14 protein-coding genes are annotated in these 13166 nt (G+C 31.5%); 12 read left to right on the forward strand and 2 right to left on the reverse strand.

Annotated features, from left to right (window positions below):
* The first annotated feature begins 191 nt into the window (after positions 1 to 191).
* The 12 genes from K7H06_RS04245 to K7H06_RS04305 all read left to right on the forward strand — a co-directional run bounded on the left by K7H06_RS04245 (position 192) and on the right by K7H06_RS04305 (position 12314).
* On the forward strand, positions 192 to 1109 hold the full coding sequence (locus K7H06_RS04245) for a cation diffusion facilitator family transporter (RefSeq protein ID WP_246637634.1): 918 nt from the start codon (positions 192 to 194) through the stop codon (positions 1107 to 1109).
* A 65-nt stretch (positions 1110 to 1174) separates the two neighbouring features.
* Positions 1175 to 1927: a tRNA threonylcarbamoyladenosine dehydratase gene (locus K7H06_RS04250; RefSeq protein WP_223038711.1), complete on the forward strand. Its 753-nt coding sequence runs from the start codon at positions 1175 to 1177 to the stop codon at positions 1925 to 1927.
* A 179-nt stretch (positions 1928 to 2106) separates the two neighbouring features.
* Positions 2107 to 2928 (forward strand): transporter substrate-binding domain-containing protein, encoded by an 822-nt coding sequence (locus K7H06_RS04255; protein WP_223038712.1) that lies wholly within the window; start codon positions 2107 to 2109, stop codon positions 2926 to 2928.
* Positions 2929 to 2998: 70 nt separating this feature from the next.
* A complete protein-coding gene (locus tag K7H06_RS04260; RefSeq protein WP_223038713.1) occupies positions 2999 to 4288 on the forward strand; it encodes a nickel-dependent lactate racemase family protein in 1290 nt (429 codons plus the stop codon).
* 109 nt (positions 4289 to 4397) lie between these two features.
* The gene (locus K7H06_RS04265) at positions 4398 to 5231 is read left to right on the forward strand and encodes a transporter substrate-binding domain-containing protein (RefSeq protein ID WP_223038714.1); all 834 of its coding nucleotides are present in this window, start codon (positions 4398 to 4400) and stop codon (positions 5229 to 5231) included.
* A gap of 117 nt (positions 5232 to 5348) precedes the next feature.
* Positions 5349 to 6011, forward strand: coding sequence for an amino acid ABC transporter permease (locus K7H06_RS04270; RefSeq protein WP_223038715.1), 663 nt, complete (start codon positions 5349 to 5351; stop codon positions 6009 to 6011).
* Complete coding sequence (locus K7H06_RS04275) at positions 5995 to 6717, forward strand: amino acid ABC transporter ATP-binding protein (RefSeq protein WP_223039940.1); 723 nt, start codon at positions 5995 to 5997, stop codon at positions 6715 to 6717. Before K7H06_RS04270 ends, K7H06_RS04275 begins: the two co-directional genes overlap by 17 nt.
* 87 nt (positions 6718 to 6804) lie before the next feature.
* Complete coding sequence (locus tag K7H06_RS04280) at positions 6805 to 7959, forward strand: pyridoxal phosphate-dependent aminotransferase (protein ID WP_223038716.1); 1155 nt, start codon at positions 6805 to 6807, stop codon at positions 7957 to 7959.
* A gap of 710 nt (positions 7960 to 8669) precedes the next feature.
* Positions 8670 to 9560 (forward strand): spore cortex-lytic enzyme, encoded by an 891-nt coding sequence (gene sleB, locus K7H06_RS04290; protein ID WP_246637635.1) that lies wholly within the window; start codon positions 8670 to 8672, stop codon positions 9558 to 9560.
* A gap of 15 nt (positions 9561 to 9575) precedes the next feature.
* Positions 9576 to 10916 (forward strand): germination protein YpeB, encoded by a 1341-nt coding sequence (gene ypeB, locus K7H06_RS04295; protein ID WP_223038717.1) that lies wholly within the window; start codon positions 9576 to 9578, stop codon positions 10914 to 10916.
* A gap of 163 nt (positions 10917 to 11079) precedes the next feature.
* The gene (locus K7H06_RS21315) at positions 11080 to 11898 is read left to right on the forward strand and encodes a methyl-accepting chemotaxis protein (RefSeq protein WP_223038718.1); all 819 of its coding nucleotides are present in this window, start codon (positions 11080 to 11082) and stop codon (positions 11896 to 11898) included.
* Between the two features lie 131 nt (positions 11899 to 12029).
* The gene (locus tag K7H06_RS04305; RefSeq protein ID WP_223038719.1) at positions 12030 to 12314 is read left to right on the forward strand and encodes a hypothetical protein; all 285 of its coding nucleotides are present in this window, start codon (positions 12030 to 12032) and stop codon (positions 12312 to 12314) included.
* 27 nt (positions 12315 to 12341) lie between these two features.
* Here the strand turns inward: K7H06_RS04305 and K7H06_RS04310 are convergent, their stop codons facing one another.
* Both K7H06_RS04310 and K7H06_RS04315 read right to left on the reverse strand, forming a co-directional pair.
* Positions 12342 to 12806: a helix-turn-helix transcriptional regulator gene (locus tag K7H06_RS04310; protein ID WP_223038720.1), complete on the reverse strand. Its 465-nt coding sequence runs from the start codon at positions 12804 to 12806 to the stop codon at positions 12342 to 12344.
* Between the two features lie 134 nt (positions 12807 to 12940).
* Positions 12941 to 13138 carry a DUF378 domain-containing protein gene (locus K7H06_RS04315; RefSeq protein WP_223038721.1) on the reverse strand — a complete coding sequence of 66 codons (198 nt, stop codon included), beginning with the start codon at positions 13136 to 13138 and terminating at the stop codon, positions 12941 to 12943.
* Positions 13139 to 13166: the final 28 nt, after the last annotated feature.

The following is a 13166-nucleotide window of genomic DNA, read 5'->3' on the forward strand; positions in this document are numbered from 1 at the left end:
ATGGAGAGTCTTTCTATGAAAGGCTTTTTTCTTTATTTAAAAGATGAGAAAGATTATTGAATTCGTTATCAATTGATAACGAAAGACGTGTAGATGAAAATAAAAAAATATTGAAAAATATGTGTTGCAGAATAGTATGAAGGGCATATAATATAATATAAGTATATCAATTGAAAATGGAGGAGACGATTATGCACTCTATTGAAATGGACGGTAAAGAAAGATTGAAATTAGGTAATAAGATTATACGTATTACCATTGTTTTAAATGTACTTCTTACAATATTCAAAATAGGAGTTGGCTACATAGGAGCAAGTACTGCTATTATAGCAGATGGGCTTCATTCTGCTTCAGATATTATTACTTCTATTGGCGTGATTATAGGTATGTTTTTAGCATCTAAACCAAGAGATGAAAAACATCAGTATGGACATGAAAAAGCAGAATCTATAGCAGGCTTTTTTTTAGCAGCAATTTTAACTTTGACAGGAATGAATATAGGTTTTCGAGCTATCAAAATTATTTATTTAAATCATTATCAAATACCACATATTTATACAGGGATAGTTGCTTTTTTTTCTATTATCATCAAAGAGTATCAATTTAGAATTACCATGGACGCTGCTAAAAAATTAAATAGCAATGCTATGATGAGTGATGCTTGGCATCATAGGTCGGATGCTTTTTCATCTATTGCAGCTTTTATTGGTATACTAGGCGCAAGATTAGGATATGGATTTTTAGATCCATTAGCAGGAATCATTGTTTCAATCATTGTTGTGAAGGTAGGGGTAGAGATTTTGTTGTCTTCTATAGATGAATTAATGGATGGCGCTATTGATCAAGAAAAAATGGAGAGAATAAAAAAACAAATAGAAAAGATAGATGGCATAAAAAGCGTAACAGATTTTAGAGGTAGAAAACATGGTTCAAAGGCATGTATTGATATAAAAATTTGTGTTGATCCATTTATTTCTGTATACATGGGGCATAATATTGGAGAAAAGGCTGAAAAATTAATTTTATCGGAGATTAAAAATGCCAAAGAAGTGATCGTTCATATAGATCCTTGTGATAGGGAAAGCTGTGATGAAAGCTGTAAGAAGTAAAGGATTGATTTTTTTATAGAACAAATATATAATCATACACAAGACTTATCTTAGGAGGAAAAACTATGGGATTACATGCTTTTTCTCGTACTGAATTAGTGATAGGTACAGAAAATTTAGAAAAGCTAAAGAATAGCAAAGTTGCTATATTTGGAATTGGTGGGGTAGGAACATATGTTGCAGAGGGGCTGGCAAGATCAGGCGTAGGTAGCTTTGTTTTGGTAGATGATGATGATGTATGTCTTACCAATATCAATCGTCAAATTCATGCATTAAGAAGTACTGTTGGAAGGTCTAAGGTAGAACTTATGAAAGAGCGTATACTAGATATTAATCCAGATGCAAAGGTAGAAACTAAAAAAATGCTATATACAGTTGATACTGCTAAAGATTTATTGAGAGATGATTATGATTATGTAGTAGATGCTATAGACATGGTATCATCAAAGTTAGACTTGGTGGAAAGGTGTTTTAATAGAGGTATTAAGATGATCAGTAGTATGGGTGCTGGAAATAAGTTAGATCCTACTCAATTTGAAGTAACGGATATTTATAAAACATCTATTTGTCCTTTAGCAAAAGTCATGAGAAAAGAGTTAAGAAAAAGAGGGGTAAAAAAATTAAAAGTTGTATATTCTAAGGAAGAACCTATACAGCCTAAAATAATAGATGCAGATTGTAAGACAGACTGTATTTGTACAAATAAAGAGAGGACTTGTGTGGCTAGACGTCAGGTTCCTGGTAGTATGGCTTTTGTACCTTCTGTTGCAGGATTAATTATTGCTTCTGTTGTTGTAAGAGATTTAGTGGATATGTAGAGGGTAATGAAAAAATAGTATTATTGATCATTAGAGGGATTAAAGTAAGACTCGAGGAGAGGAGTCTTACTTTTTTTTATGCAAAAAAAATTATAAAAATGCACTTGCATAATTATAAAAATAACTGTATAATGTTACACAAGATAAAAAATGATTGAAACTTAAGGGGGAAAATGAATATGTTTAAAATGAATAACAAAAAAATAGTAGCGATTTTATTAATGGTATGTATGGTATTTACATTCTCAGGATGTACAAAAGAAAAAAGCAGTGCAGATGAACCAATAACAAAAATAGAAAAAATTAAAAAGGCAGGAAAACTAGTATTAGGTACAGCGGCAGATTATCCACCTTATGAATTCCATAAAGAAATTGATGGAAAAGATACGATTGTAGGATTTGATATTGAAATTGCCAAAGCAATGGCTAAAGATCTTGGCGTTGAACTTGAAATCAAAGATATGAAGTTTGATGGATTGTTAGCAGCACTTGTTGCAGACAAGATTGACATTATTATTGCAGGAATGGTTCCAACAGAGGAAAGAGCAAAGAGTGTAGATTTTACAAAGCAGTATTATCAAGCAGAGCAAAGTATTTTAATAAAAGCTGAAGATAAAGACAAATTAAAGAGCAAAGAAGATTTTAAAGGACTTAAAATAGGAGCTCAAAAATCAACGGTTCAAGAAGATATTGCAAATAGTATGGAAGGTGCAGAGGTAAAACCTCTTAGTAAGATTACTGATTTAGTATTAGAATTAACCAACGATAAAATTGATGCAGTTGTATTAGTAAATCCTGTAGCAACTGCATATGCTAAGAGTAATCCAAACCTATTTGTACCAGAGATATCCTTTGGTACAGAAGAAGGGGTTGCAGCAGCAATCAATAAAGGGAATGAAGATTTATTAGAAGCTGCTAATAAGACATTAGATCAATTAATGAGTGAAGGAAAAATTGATGAATTCATTGCAGCGGCTACTGATCTAGCAGAAGAAGAATAAACAGATATAAAGCAAAAGGTGATAAATTTTATCCCTTTTGCTCAATTTTTTTGAAGAAAGAGGGATAAATATGAAAACAATTAAGATGAAATATGGAAATACATCTATGGATATAAACATCCATGATGAAAAATTTCTTGGAATAATAGAAAGTAAAAAAGAAATCATCCGTCAAAAAGAAGAGGAGGTTATCCTTAAAGCATTAAAAAATCCTATTGATAGTAAGCCTTTAAGAGAAATTGTTAAGCCTTCACAAAAAATTTGTATTATTATTTCTGATGTTACAAGAGCTTGGCAGAAAATGAGTTTTTATCTTCCCTTTATAGTAGATGAATTAAAAAAATCAGGTATTGAGGACAAGGATATTACATTTCTTTGTGCTACGGGAACCCATAGAAGGCAGACAAAGGAAGAGCATAAGCTTTTATTAGGAGATGAATTATCAAAAAGATTTGGAATAATAGATCATGATTGTCTTGATGAAAAACAACTCGTATACTTAGGAAAAACAAGTTTTCAGACACCTGTAAAAATAAATAAAAAGGCTATAGAGGCGGATCATATTATATTAACAGGTGCTATTGTGTTTCATGACTTGGCAGGATTTGGAGGTGGAAGAAAATCTATTTTGCCAGGGATTGCGTCTTTTGAGTCCATTATGGCAAATCATGCATTAGCACTGAATAAAAATATTGGAGAAGGTTCAAATTCAGAGGTTAGATGTGGAAGTGTTGATAAAAATCCAATTCACCAAGATATGATAGAGGCTGCAGATTTTGTGAAACCTTCCTTTTTATTTAATGTGATTTTAAATGATGAGGGATCTATTGTAAAAGCTGTATCAGGTCATTATAAGCATGCACATGAGATCGGACAAAAAATGGTAGATGCATTAGATGGTGTATGGATTAGGGAAAAAGCTGATTTAGTCATTGCATCAGCAGGAGGATACCCTAAAGATATGAATCTTTATCAGGCTACAAAAGCATTAAGTAATGCGAAAGAAGCTGTAAAATTGGGGGGAAGTATTATTATTTTAAGTGAATGTATTGAAGGTTTTGGAAATGAAGATTTGCGTCAAATTATTGAGGATTATAAAAATAATAGAGAAAGAGAATGTGCTGTAAGAGAAAAGTTTACAGTAGCTAAATATATAGGCTATGATATGGCAGAGACATCAAGAAAATGGCAGATTCTATTTGTATCAGATATAGAGAAGAATTTATTAGATCAGGTAAATATTACCGTAGTCAAAACAGTAAAAGAAGCATTAGATATTGTTTATAATGAAAAAGGAAAGAATATAAAAACCTATTTGATGCCCCATGGAGGGAATACTTTACCTAAAATAGAAAAATGAAAAAAAAACCACAAAAACTTTTAAATATGCACTTGAATAATTATTAAACCTAATGTATAATGTTACACATGACGACAAAACATTTAAACTTCAAGGGGGAAAAATTCAAATGTTTAAGAAAAATAGTAAAAAAGTATTGGCAGTATTGTTAATGGTATGTATAGTATTTGCATTTGCAGGCTGTGGACAACAAAAAAGTAGCGCAGATGAAGCTTTAAGTAAAGTAGATCAAATTAAGGAAAAAGGGAAGATTGTAGTGGGTACATGTGCAGATTATCCACCATATGAATTTCACAAAGAAATTGATGGAAAAGATATGATTGTAGGATTTGATATAGAGATTGCAAAGAAAGTTGCAGAGGATCTTGGTGTTGAGATTGAGATTAAAGATATGAAGTTTGATGGATTATTACCAGCACTAGTAGCTAATAAAATTGATTTTATTGCTGCAGGAATGAATCCAACAGAGGAAAGAGCAAAAAGTGTTGATTTTTCTAAAGTATACTATAAAGAAGAACAAAGAATATTAGTAAAAAAAGAAGTTGCAGACAAGATCAAAGCAAAGGAAGATTTCAAAGGTCTTAAAATAGGAGCTCAAAAAGCAACAATACAGCAGGACTTAGCACAAAGTATTGAAGGAGTAGAACCTAAACTCCTTAGCAAGATAACGGATTTAGTATTAGAATTAAATAATGATAAAATTCAAGGAATTGTTTTAGTAAAGCCTGTAGCAGAAGCTTATGCAAAACAAAATAAAGATTTAGTTGTGTTAGATTTAGGTTTAGGTACAGGAAATGAAGAAGACTCTAGTGTAGCTATAGCAATTAATAAAGGAAATGAAGAGTTGGTAGAATCTATTAATCAAACACTAGATAAGTTGATAAGCGAAGGTAAAGTTGGCGAATTTATTACACAAGCAATTAAATTAGCTGAAGAAGAGTAGAAAGTATAGAAAAAAAGCAAAAGGTAAATAATTACCTTTTGCTTAACTTTTGCTAGTATCGTATAATAGAAACTACAGTATCAAAAAGATGAATGTATTTATTAGGAGGTGTCAGCATTGGATATAGCATTTTTAGCAAAATACTATAAGTTTTTTATTAGTGGAACAGGGGTTACATTATTTCTTTCTTTTTTTGGTGTTGTTTTTGGTGTTATTTTTGGGGTTGTTTTAGCGTTGATGAAGATGTCAGAAAAAAGAATTGTAAGATTTCCGGCAACAGCTTATATTGAAGTGGTAAGAGGAACGCCTCTTTTGGTGCAATTATTTATTGTTTACTATGGATTACCTTTATTGACAGGGATAGAATTTCCAGATTTAATGCTTGCAATTATTTCTGTATCCTTTAATAGTGCAGCTTATGTGGCAGAAATTATTCGTGCGGGGATACAATCCATTGATAAAGGACAAATGGAAGCTGCAAGATCGTTAGGATTGACTCATGGAATGGCTATGAGATGTATTATTATTCCTCAGGCATTTAAAAATATTTTACCTGCCCTTGGAAACGAGTTTATTGTATTAGTAAAAGAATCTGCTATTGTTTCTGTTGTTGGAATTTATGATTTAATGTATCGAGCAGATACAGTAAGAGGAATATCCTATAAGCCTTTCGCACCATTAATCATTGCAGCAATTATTTACTTTATTATTACATTTACCCTTTCAAAACTAGTAGGGAACCTTGAAAGGAGGTTGAATGCCAGTGATTCACGTAACTAATTTAAACAAAAGTTTTGGGGATTTACATGTTTTAAAAGGCATAGATGAACATATTAAAAAGGGAGAAGTTGTTGTTGTTATAGGTCCAAGTGGATCGGGTAAAAGTACTTTTTTAAGATGTTTAAATCTTTTAGAACAGCCTACAGGTGGAGACATTGTCTTTGAAGGTGCCTCTATTATGGATAAAAAGAATGATATTAATAAGCAAAGAGAAAAAATGGGGATGGTATTTCAGCAGTTCAATTTATTTCCACATATGACAGTCCTAGAAAATATCACTCTTGCTCCAATAAAAGTGAAAAAAATGGAAAAATCCGAAGCAGAAAAGATTGCATTTCGTCTGCTAAAGAGAATTGGACTTTCTGATAAAGCAAACAATTATCCTAATCAGCTATCTGGAGGTCAAAAACAAAGAATTGCTATTGCAAGAGCTCTAGCCATGTCTCCTGATGTAATGCTTTTTGATGAACCAACTTCAGCACTAGACCCGGAAATGGTGGGAGAAGTATTAGATGTAATGAAGGAATTAGCAGCAGAGGGTATGACTATGGTAGTAGTTACTCATGAAATGGGTTTTGCAAAGGAAGTTGCAACGAGAGTGCTTTTTATGGATGGAGGAAAAATCGTTGAACAATCTTCACCACAAGAAATATTTGAAAATCCTAAACATCCGAGAACAAAAGACTTCTTAGGAAAAGTTTTATAAGCTAAACGTATATTCGTGAAAATAGATATTTTTTCACGGATATTTTTATACATGTGATTATTGATAAAAAAGAAAGCAGGTGGAAGGATGAAGCATAGATTTTTATCAAAAAGATATTGGAATAGTATTACGACCCCTATGGCAGAGGTAGTTGACCTTGCATATAAGTATGACGACTTGATTAATTTAAGCTTAGGAGATCCTGATTATATTACAGATAAATCTATTATTGATGAAGCTTTTTTAGATGCACATAAAGGGCATACAAGATATGCGGATTCTTTAGGAGATCCTGAATTACGATATGAAATTGCAAATTTTTATCAAAAAACTTATAATCATGAATTGAGTGACAGAGAAATTATGTCTGTAGTAGGTGCTTGCCATGGTATGTATTTAGTACTTGAAGCTATTTTAGATGATGGAGACGAAGTAATTGTGCCAGAGCCATATTTTACACCTTATTATAATCAAATACAGTTAGTAAGGGGAAAACCAGTAATTTTAGAAACCTATGAGAAGGATCATTTTCAAATAGATGTTGAAAAGTTAAAGAGTCTTATTACCAATAGAACGAAGGCAATTGTTGTGAATACGCCAAACAATCCAACGGGAGCATGTCTGGATCAAGAACATTTACAGGCAATAGCAAAAGTTGCCATAGAACATGATTTGATTGTCATAGCAGATGAGGTATATGGTGGATTTAGTTTTCAAAGGGAATTTGTTCCTATGGCCACCATAGAAGGAATGAAGGAAAGAACCATTACTCTAGGGAGCTTTTCAAAAGATTATGCCATGACAGGATGGCGAATTGGATATGTGTTGGCGCCTAGTTATATGATTGATTGTATAAGAGATATTAATGAAGGTATATGTTTTTGTGCGCCATCTATATCACAAAGGGCAGCTATTTATGCAATCAGGATGAGAGAAAGTATTCTAAAGCCTATGGCAGAAGAATATAAGAAACGAGTTGAATATGCGTATAAGCGAATTAATGAAATCCCTAAAATATCAGTTCTTCCTCCTCAAGGAACATTTTATTTATTTGTAAATATAAAAGAAACAGGTCTTAGTTCTGTTGAGATGAGTAAAAAAATGTTGGAAGAGGCTCATGTTTTAGTGATTCCAGGAAGTGCTTTTGGAAAAAGTGGAGAAGGATATATTAGAATTGCATGTACGGTAGGGGTAGACCGCTTGAAAGAAGCTTTTGATAGAATAGAGAAAATAAACTTATAATGTGTAATAATAAATTGTACATAAATGCAGATGGGGCAATAGTTTCATCTGCATTTATATATGAAAAAATACTGAAGATCAAGTTGACTATGCAACCTTAATGCTATATAAATATGAAAGAAAACCTAATAGTAAAGGGAATTATGCATATAATTGATGATTTACAAAAGAATTTGTAACACAATTGTTATTGATTAGAAGAGTATATTTGTGGTATATATATATACAGGGGATGAGAGATTTATTATTGACACAGAAAATGAGGATGGACTGAATAGAAAATACTGAAATAGTCAATAATACAGAAGTTCTTATAGAATAATATTTGTGTTAAGGAGAATGAAAGATGAACAGAGTAAAAACGTTAATGGTAGGTTCTATGTATTTTGTTTTACTAGCAAGTGTTACAATTGGTATTACAAATTTAAGTAGGATGATTAGTTATTAAAAATAATGGCCCAAAGAGGCCATTATTTTTTTATGCTTTAAGAAATGATAAGATTTAAAATTTGTGGATAATTTATGGTTGAAAAGTCAAATATTCAATCACTTTGAGTAAGTTTCATTACAAAAAAGTGGTTTTGTAATGAAACTTACGAGATGAGCATAATGCGAATTTTTTGTTTAGATGCCTATTTATACAAATAATAAAGAATAATTCCCTCCTATTTAACAGAAAATAAAGAAGGATATGTTAGGAGGGGAAGCTTTTGAGAAAAAATACAATTATTGTGTGTATTACATTGATGGTAAGTTTTTTGATAAGTATTGTTTGTATAGATATCATCTATGCAGGAACCTTATCTTGGGGTTCATATGGAGAAGAGGTAAAAATCGTTCAAACAAAATTGAAAAATTGGGGATATTATGAGGGTCAAATAGATGGCGTTTTTGGAAAAAAAACGTATCAGGCTGTAGTTAAATTTCAGAGAAAAAATAGACTTATTGTAGATGGAAAAGTAGGTTCTCAGACAAGACGAGCATTGGGAATGCCTCAAAAAACTATTACAGGCCAATATAATGAGACTGTGAAGATTTCACAAAAGAAGTTAAAGCAATGGGGATATTATATAGGAGCCGTTGATGGTATATATGGACCTTACACATATGAAGCAGTGATTAAATTTCAAAGAAAAAATGGATTAAAAGTTGATGGCATTATAGGATCAGATACAAAAAGAGCATTAGGGATTAGTGAAAAAACGGATAAAAAAGCATATATGGCTACAAGTAGAGGGGTTTCTACAAAAGATGATATCAATCTTTTAGCAATGGCTATATATGGAGAATCTAGGGGAGAGCCTTATACAGGACAAGTGGCTGTTGGTGCAGTTATTTTAAATAGGGTAAAACATCCATCCTTTCCTAACTCTATAGCAGGGGCTATATTTCAGCCAGGGGCATTTACGGCAGTAGATGATGGACAAATTTATCTAAGGCCAAATGAACAAGCTTATAAAGCAGCAAAAGATGCTATGAATGGATGGGATCCTACAGGGGGAGCCATTTACTATTGGAATCCTGCTAAAGCTACAAGTAAATGGATATGGACAAGAGAAGTTACATTGAAAATTGGGAAACATTGGTTTGCACATGAATAAGAATGGGGGAGGGCTATGAAAAAAATTATAGGGATATTACTTGGAGTAGTAGTTATAGGTACAGGTATCTGGGGATATACTCAGTATGAACAAAATAGGGAGAAAAACATTTTTTTGGAGAATCAGTTTCACAGAATGTTTCATGATATGGTAGTAGATGTAGAAAATATACAGGTGAATCTTTCAAAAGTTATGGTTACAGGTACCCCGAAACAAAATGTATTATTGTTTTCAGATATTACACATCTTTGCTATGATGCCCAGGAGAAATTAAGTCAATTGCCAATTGAGCATAAAAATGTAAGTAAGACAGAAAAATTTTTAAGTCAAGTAGGAGATTTAAGTGAGGCTTTAGCTAGAAAAAATCTTGAAGGAAAACCTTTAAATCAAAAAGAAAAAGAAACTTTAGAAACATTACATAACTATTCTAATTATTTATCAAAAGAATATATTTCTCTACAAAATAATATGGCAGAAAAAGGAGTGTATATAGGAGAATTAAGGGAAAAAGCCAATGAAAAACTAAAAAAGACCAATGAAAATATGCTTAGTACTAGTTTTTTAAATATAGAGGAGAAGATGCAAGCGTATCCTGAACTAATTTACGATGGTCCTTTTTCAGAACATGTAAAAAAAAGAAAGACTCAATTAACAGGAAGATATATAGAAAAAAATGAAATAGAAAAAATAGCAAAGAACTTTTTAGAAGACGATATAAAATATGAAGTCAATCTGATTAGTGATACGAACCATGGAGCTATTCCAGTTTATATAATGGAATTAAAATCAAAAGAATCAGAAGAAGTTATTACAATGGCAATTACTAAAAAAGAGGGACATGTTTTATGGATGCTTGATTCAAGAAAAATAAATGAAGCTAAAATAACAGAGGAGGAAGGAATAAGGATTGCTCAGGACTTTTTGAAAAAAAGAGGTTATAAAAATATGATGCCTACTTATTCATTAAAGTATAATGGGCAAATGCTGATTAATTTTGCATATATGCAGGATGGAGTAATTATTTATACAGATTTGATTAAGGTAAAGGTTGGACTAGATGAAGGGGAAATTGTAGGATTTGATATGGAAGGATATTTATTAAATCATCATGAAAGAAATATTCCTAACCCTAAAATTAGTATAAAAGAGGCCAAAGAGAAAGTGAGTATATATGCTAAAAGCTCAAAGCCAAGACTTACGATCATTCCAACGGAAGGTGGAGAAGAAGCTTTGTGTTATGAGTTTAAAGCAGCCTATAAGGAAGATACGTTTTTAATATACATTCATGCACAAACAGGAGAAGAACAAAAGATATTGCAGGTAATTATAAAAGATGAAGGTGTATTAATGCTGTAAAAAAATTTTGTTAGAAGCTATAAAAGGTAAAATTTTAGGAAATTACAAATAAAAAACATTAAGAACTTTCTTATTTATATAATAAGGAAGTTTTTTTATGGAGGATATTTGACAAAAAAAGAGAATTATATAAGCTAGGAAGTATCTACTTGGAGGGATATAAATGAATGATTTGTTAAAAAAATATGTGAATATGGCAAGTTTTGTAAATGATTTTACAGAAGATGATTTGGCAGTAGCGGTAAGTGACAGAGAGAGAGTAATAAAATGCGTTCCAGGAAAAAATGTACAACTAAGAGTAAAAGAAGGGGAAATATTACAGGAACATTTAGCTTTATTTCAAGCCATGAAGCAAAATAAAAAGATTACTATAATGATTCCAAAGGATATTCATGGTACCCTTATGTCGGCTACAGCTACACCTATTAAAAATGAAGAGGGTCAAATTATAGGAGGGATTACAACTGTAAAGAGTATTAGTGATCGAGAAGAACTTTTAGACATTATTAAGACCTTGGCTAATTCGTTAAATGAAATGACAAAAACAACTACTCAAATTTCTTCTAGTGCAGAAGAAATTGCTTCATCAGGAGAAGGAATGATTCAGAGTGCTAATAGTGCACTAACACAGGCAAAAGAAACAGATCAAGTAATTGGGTTTGTACAGCAAGTAGCAAAGCAGACAAATTTACTAGGATTAAATGCAGCCATTGAAGCTGCTAGAGCAGGAGAGGCAGGTAGAGGATTTCAGGTTGTAGCTGAGGAAATAAGAAAGCTAGCCATATCTAGTAATGAGGCAGTAGATAAAATTGCTTCTGTATTAAAAGAAATTCAAGGAAGTGTTATACAAATACAAACGGTGGTAGAAAAAAATGGAACACTTACGCAAGAACAAGCTGCAGGAACGGAAGAAATCACAGCAGAGATTAATGAATTATCAAGGCTTGCAGATAAATTAAATGAGTTTGCCCATAAATTATAAATAGGAAATAAAAAAGATCTTAGTGAATAAGGTCTTTTTTTTTTATGAAGACAACCTGTAACAGATACAAATAAAATACATAGTATGGTAGTGAAGAAGGGAAATGAAATCATCTATGAAGGAGGGATATGATGAGAAGAAAATCAAATGATATAAATAAAAAATTAGAAAAAGCTGCTAGGAGCATTAATGCATCGGATCAGCAACTAGATCAACTTTCGAACTTAGCAAATAAATATAAAAACAAATCACAACAAGATATAGAAAATGAAATGCTTAACATGATCAATAGTTTTTCTAAAAAAGAGAAAAGAGATTTAGTAAAAAGACTTCAGATGCTTAAACAAATGACGGATTTATTAGATGCTAGTCAAACAAAAAAGATAGATATGTTTATTAGGCTTTTATCAAAATAATTTTGAAGGAGTAAGTATTAAAAATACTTACTCCTCATCATAATATTTGTTTAATTCAATTAGTTTGTTTTTCATTTCTAGTTCATCAAATGAACTAATCCATCGGTTGTTTTGATTATCTAATATTCTAAAATGATTACTGACGATATTTTGCTGGAGCTTAAATTTACCTAGTTGTTTGATTTCTTTCCACCATATTTTACCCCCTAGTGTTTTTTCCTTTGGAGTTTCATAATATTGATGAGCCACTACTTGAAGAATATCTATGGGATCTTCTCCTAATGTTGCTTGAATAATTGCACTTTCTGTAAAAAGAGCACAGAGAGTTACAATAACGGACCAACTAGCGAGAATTCTACTTTTTTCTATTTGTACTAATGTTTTTTTAGAGATACCTAATATTTCAGCCATTAAATCTTGGGAATAACCAGCTTCTGTTCTAACCAGTTTTATTTTTTTCGATAATACACGGATGATATCCTCTTTTTTCAATATATTCACCTCTTAAAAGAAATTTATCTATATAGTGAAATAGTACACTTAAATAGAATTTGTTGTCAACTATTTATAGGTAATTTTTTAAATGGTAATAAAAAAATAGAGAGTAATGAAATACTCTCTATTTTTTATCTTACTTTTTCTCGATCTCTAAATAAGAAGCTAATTGCGTATGCTCCTCCTAATCCAACAAGAGAATAGACAATTCTACTAAGTATAGAAGCTTGTCCTCCAAATAAACTTGCAACTAAATCAAATTGGAAAAGACCGATTAGTCCCCAATTTAATGCACCTACAATGACTAATAAAAGAGCCAATGTATCCATAAAGTCAACTCCTTTTTATATAGTTTCA

This window comes from Crassaminicella profunda (genome assembly GCF_019884785.1).
Classification (GTDB): domain Bacteria; phylum Bacillota; class Clostridia; order Peptostreptococcales; family Thermotaleaceae; genus Crassaminicella; species Crassaminicella profunda.

Coding starts and splice junctions, on each gene's coding strand:
- ypeB (WP_223038717.1), top strand. CDS start 9,576: ATGAAAAAAATTATAGGGATATTACTTGGAGTAGTAGTTATAGGTACA.
- K7H06_RS04280 (WP_223038716.1), top strand. CDS start 6,805: ATGAAGCATAGATTTTTATCAAAAAGATATTGGAATAGTATTACGACC.
- K7H06_RS04255 (WP_223038712.1), top strand. CDS start 2,107: ATGTTTAAAATGAATAACAAAAAAATAGTAGCGATTTTATTAATGGTA.
- K7H06_RS04315 (WP_223038721.1), bottom strand. CDS start 13,138: ATGGATACATTGGCTCTTTTATTAGTCATTGTAGGTGCATTAAATTGG.
- K7H06_RS04265 (WP_223038714.1), top strand. CDS start 4,398: ATGTTTAAGAAAAATAGTAAAAAAGTATTGGCAGTATTGTTAATGGTA.
- K7H06_RS04260 (WP_223038713.1), top strand. CDS start 2,999: ATGAAAACAATTAAGATGAAATATGGAAATACATCTATGGATATAAAC.
- K7H06_RS04250 (WP_223038711.1), top strand. CDS start 1,175: ATGGGATTACATGCTTTTTCTCGTACTGAATTAGTGATAGGTACAGAA.
- K7H06_RS04245 (WP_246637634.1), top strand. CDS start 192: ATGCACTCTATTGAAATGGACGGTAAAGAAAGATTGAAATTAGGTAAT.
- K7H06_RS21315 (WP_223038718.1), top strand. CDS start 11,080: ATGAATGATTTGTTAAAAAAATATGTGAATATGGCAAGTTTTGTAAAT.
- K7H06_RS04305 (WP_223038719.1), top strand. CDS start 12,030: ATGAGAAGAAAATCAAATGATATAAATAAAAAATTAGAAAAAGCTGCT.